Source organism: Streptomyces phytophilus (assembly GCF_013870535.1).
Classification (GTDB): domain Bacteria; phylum Actinomycetota; class Actinomycetes; order Streptomycetales; family Streptomycetaceae; genus Streptomyces; species Streptomyces phytophilus.
Genome location: NZ_JACBXC010000504.1, coordinates 1 through 4,149, shown reverse-complemented (window position 1 = coordinate 4,149; position 4,149 = coordinate 1). Strand labels below are relative to the sequence as shown.

5 protein-coding genes are annotated in these 4,149 nt (G+C 73.5%); all 5 read left to right on the top strand.

Annotated elements, in window-relative coordinates:
• Positions 1–711: (Fe-S)-binding protein (locus tag H5J30_RS20155; RefSeq protein ID WP_258563430.1), on the top strand; the 711-nt coding region annotated here is incomplete at its 5' end.
• Between the two features lie 46 nt (positions 712–757).
• A complete protein-coding gene (locus H5J30_RS20150) occupies positions 758–1,525 on the top strand; it encodes an IclR family transcriptional regulator (protein WP_181788803.1) in 768 nt (255 codons plus the stop codon).
• Positions 1,526–1,665: 140 nt separating this feature from the next.
• The gene (locus tag H5J30_RS20145) at positions 1,666–2,598 is read left to right on the top strand and encodes an alpha/beta hydrolase (protein ID WP_181788802.1); all 933 of its coding nucleotides are present in this window, start codon (positions 1,666–1,668) and stop codon (positions 2,596–2,598) included.
• A gap of 16 nt (positions 2,599–2,614) precedes the next feature.
• Positions 2,615–3,262, top strand: a complete 648-nt coding sequence (locus H5J30_RS20140; RefSeq protein WP_181788801.1) for an ABC transporter permease — start codon at positions 2,615–2,617, stop codon at positions 3,260–3,262.
• 1 nt (position 3,263) lies between these two features.
• Positions 3,264–4,149: ABC transporter ATP-binding protein (locus H5J30_RS20135; protein ID WP_220189128.1), on the top strand; the 886-nt coding region annotated here is incomplete at its 3' end.

The following is a 4,149-nucleotide window of genomic DNA, read 5'->3' as shown; positions in this document are numbered from 1 at the left end:
CCGCAGGTGCCGCGCGCCGCCGTGGAGGTCCTGGAGGACGCCGGCTTCCGCGTCGTCCTCCCCCGGGGGCCCGTCTGCTGCGGGCTGACGTGGATCTCCACCGGTCAGCTCGGCGTCGCCCGCCGGGTGCTGGCCCGTACGCTGCGGGTGCTCGCCCCGTACGCGGCGGCCGGCACCCCGGTCGTCGGGCTGGAGCCGAGCTGCACGGCGGCGCTCCGCGGCGACCTGCCCGAACTGCTGCCCGCCGACGAGCGGACCGGGCGCACGGCGCGCTCGGTCCACACCCTCGCGGAGTTCCTGGCGGCGTACGCACCCGAATGGGAGCCGCCGAACGTCGGGCGGCGGGCGATCACCCAGGTCCACTGCCACCAGCACGCCGTACTCGGCTTCGACCCGGACGCCGCGCTGCTGCGGCGGGCAGGGGTGGACCAGGAGCGGCTGCGGTCCGGCTGCTGCGGGCTGGCCGGGAACTTCGGCTTCGAGCGCGGCCACTACGAGGTGTCCCGGCAGGCCGGGGAGCGCGTGCTGCTGCCGGCCGTGCGCGAGGCCGCGGCCGACACCCTCGTCCTCGCCGACGGCTTCTCCTGCCGCACCCAGATCGAGCAGGGAACGGGGCGCCAGGGGCTGCACCTCGCGGAGGTGCTGGCGGCGCGGTTGCGGTCGCGGCGGGGGCGGGAGCCGGGCCCCGGGTCCGCCGGAGTTGCCCTGTGAGCAACAAGGGTTGTCCCCGGTGCCCATCCGCCTGCATGCTCACGTCATGGAGAGCGAGCGTTCGTCCGGCGTTCACCGCACCCTGGCCATCCTCTCGGCGCTGGGGTCGAAGGAGGCGACGGAGCGCGGCGGTCTGGGAGTCGTGGAGATCGCCAAGCGCGTCGGCCGGGAGAAGAGCCAGGTCTCCCGCGCGCTCAAGGCGCTCGACCGCGCGGGCTTCGTCGAACGGGACCGCGACAACCTCGGCTACCGGCTCGGCTGGCAGGTGTTCGCCCTGGCCGCCGGCGCGGGCCGGCCCCGGCTGCTCACCGAGGCCCGGCCGGTGCTGCGCCGGCTCGTGTCCGTACTCAAGGAGCGCGTCCACCTGACCGTCCGCACCGCCGACGGGGCGCTGACCGTGCTCTCCGAGAGCCCCATGCGAGCGGTGCAGACCGCCGGCTGGGTCGGCAGGGTCACTCCCCTGACCACCACTTCCTCGGGCCGGGCGCTCCTCTTCGACCACACCGACGACGACGTGCGCGAGCTGTTCGCCGGCGTCCCCTTCGCCGACGGCGGGCCCCGGGCGCCGCGGGACGTGGGGGACCTGCTCGACCGGCTGCGCCGGGCCAGGGAGGCCGGGTACGCGCTGGCGGTCGACGAGTTCGAGGCCGGGCTCGTCGCGGCGGCCGCCCCGGTACGGGACTTCCAGGGACGGGTGATGGCGGCGGTGAACGTCTCCGCGCCGAAGTACCGGATGGCGGCGGAGCTGGACGCCGCGGCCCGTGTCGTCGCCACGGCCGCCCAGCAGATATCGCGGGCCATGGCCGGACGCTAGCCGGGCGGCCCGACCGTCCGTACCCCCGGCCGCCCGCACCCCCTCCGATCCGCGGACCCGGCAGAGTCCGCGCAGACCAGCACCCGGGCAATCCCGGCGGGCAGTACCCGCGCGCACACCCACCAACAGGAGCCTTCCGCATGATCTCTCGACCGTTCGCGTTCTTCAGTTCGGGCCTGCGACTGGACGCCGACCTCCATCTGCCCGACGACGCCGGCGCCGGCGCCCCGTACCCGGTGATCGTCCCTGCCTCCGGCTTCCAGGGCCTGAAGGTCATCCACCCCGAGCGGTTCGCCCGCGCCCTGACCGCCCGCGGCTTCGCCGTCGTGGCCTTCGACTACCGCGGCTTCGGCCTCAGCGAGGGCGAGCGCGGCCGGCTCGTACCGCAGGAGTGGGCCGAGGACCTGCGCGCCGCCGTCGACCGCGCGGCCGCCGCCGAGGACCTCGACTCCGCGCGCATCGGCCTGCTGGGCTGGGGCATGGGCGGCGGTGTCGTCGTCGCCGAGGCGGCCGAGGACCCGCGCGTACGGGCCGTAGCCGCCCTCAACTGCGTCAGCGACGGCATCCGCTCCACCCGCAACATGCACGACGACTCGTCCTGGCGGAGCCTGCTCGACGGGATCGTCGCCGACCGCGGGCACCGCAGCAAGCACGGCCGCTCGCAGATCGTCTCGCCCTGGGACATCGTCCGCCTCGACCTCGACCGGCGCACGGACGGCTACGTGGGCGAGGAGCTGTACAAGGCGCCCGGCTTCGGCACCGGCGTCACGCTGGAGTCCGCCGACATGCTGCTGCGCTTCTCGCCGCAGTCGGTGGTGCACCGCATCGCGCCCCGGCCGCTGCTGATCGTGCACGGCGCGGAGAACGAGCTGCACCGGCCCGACGAGGCCCGCGCGCTGTACGACAACGCGCGCGAACCCAAGCGGCTCCGGCTGCTGGAGGGCGCCGGGCACACGGAGTGGATGTTCGACGACCACCCCACGTTCAAGGAGCTGGCGGACGAGCTGGCCGCCTTCTTCCACGACGCGTTCGCCACCGCGCCGGCGGCCGCGCCGCTGTCGGCGACCGCCTGAGCGCGGCGGTGCCGCCATGACCTTCTCCGAGTTCTTCGCCGACAACTGGACCGACGTACTGGACGAGACGGTTGCGCACGCGCTGCTGGTGCTGGAGGGCCTCGGTCTTGCCGTGCTCCTCGGGGTACCGCTCGCGGTGCTCACGTACCGCACCGGCGCACCGCGCGCGGTCGTACTGGGCGCGGCCGGACTGCTGCTGACCATCCCGTCCTACGCCCTGTTCGGGCTGCTGATCACGCCGCTGGGCCTGGGCAACGGGCCGTCGATCGTCGCCCTGACGCTCTACGCGCTGCTGCCCGTCATCCGCAACACGATGGTCGGCCTGCGCCAAGTCGACCCCGCCGTGACCGAGTCGGCCCGCGCCATGGGCATGGGACGGCTCCGGGTCCTGGCCGTCGTCGAACTGCCGCTGGCCTGGCCCGTGATGCTCGCGGGCCTGCGGGTCGCGGCCCAGCTGCTGCTGAGCATCGCCGCCATCGCCGCGGCGGTGAACGGCCCCGGTCTCGGCAACCTCATCCTGGACGGCCTGGCCACCGCCGGCACCCCGTTCGCGGTCTACCTGACCATCGAGGGCATCGCGGCCATCGCGGTGCTCGCGGTGCTCTTCGACCTGCTGTTCGCCGCCGTCAACCGACTCACCACACCACGAGGGCTCGGTGCCTGACATGACTCAGCCTGACACGACACAGACGCAGACACAGACGCAGACACAGCCCCCTTCCGCCGACGCGACGATGATCCGCCTGGAGAAGGTGAGCAAGCGCTACCCCGGTCAGTCCACCGCGGCCGTCGAGGAGCTGACGCTGTCCATCCCCACCGGCCGGATCGTGGTCTTCGTGGGCCCGTCCGGCTGCGGCAAGACCACCACGATGAAGCTCGTCAACCGCCTCATCGAACCGACCTCCGGCCGTATCCACCTGGACGGCAGGGACGTCACCCACATCCCCGCCCACGAGCTGAGGCGCAGCATCGGCTACACCATCCAGCAGGGCGGCCTCTTCCCGCACCGCACCGTCGCCGACAACATTGCCACCGTGCCGCGGATGCTCGGCTGGGACAAGGCGCGCGTCGCCGGGCGCGTGGACGAGCTGCTGGAGCTCGTCGGTCTCGACCCGGAGGTCTACCGGCGACGCTACCCCCGGCAGCTCTCCGGCGGTCAGCAGCAGCGTGTCGGCGTCGCGCGGGCCCTGGGCGGCGACCCGCAGGTGATGCTCATGGACGAGCCGTTCGGCGCCATCGACCCGCTCAACCGGGAGGCCCTGCAGAACGAGTTCCTTTGCATCCAGGCCGAGTTGCGCAAGACCATCGTCTTCGTCACCCACGACATCGACGAGGCCGTGAAGATGGGCGACAAGATCGCGATCTTCGGCGAAGGCGGCCGGGTGCTCCAGTACGACACGCCCGAACAGCTTCTCGCGGACCCCGCCGACGGCTTCGTGTCCGACTTCATCGGCGGCGGCGCCGCCGTGCGGCGGCTCTCCCTCGCCCGCCTCGCCGACCTCCCGGTGCCCGGCTGGACCTGCGTCGAGCAGACGGCGGACGCACAGGCGC

Coding starts and splice junctions, on each gene's coding strand:
- H5J30_RS20150 (WP_181788803.1), top strand. CDS start 758: ATGGAGAGCGAGCGTTCGTCCGGCGTTCACCGCACCCTGGCCATCCTC.
- H5J30_RS20145 (WP_181788802.1), top strand. CDS start 1,666: ATGATCTCTCGACCGTTCGCGTTCTTCAGTTCGGGCCTGCGACTGGAC.
- H5J30_RS20140 (WP_181788801.1), top strand. CDS start 2,615: ATGACCTTCTCCGAGTTCTTCGCCGACAACTGGACCGACGTACTGGAC.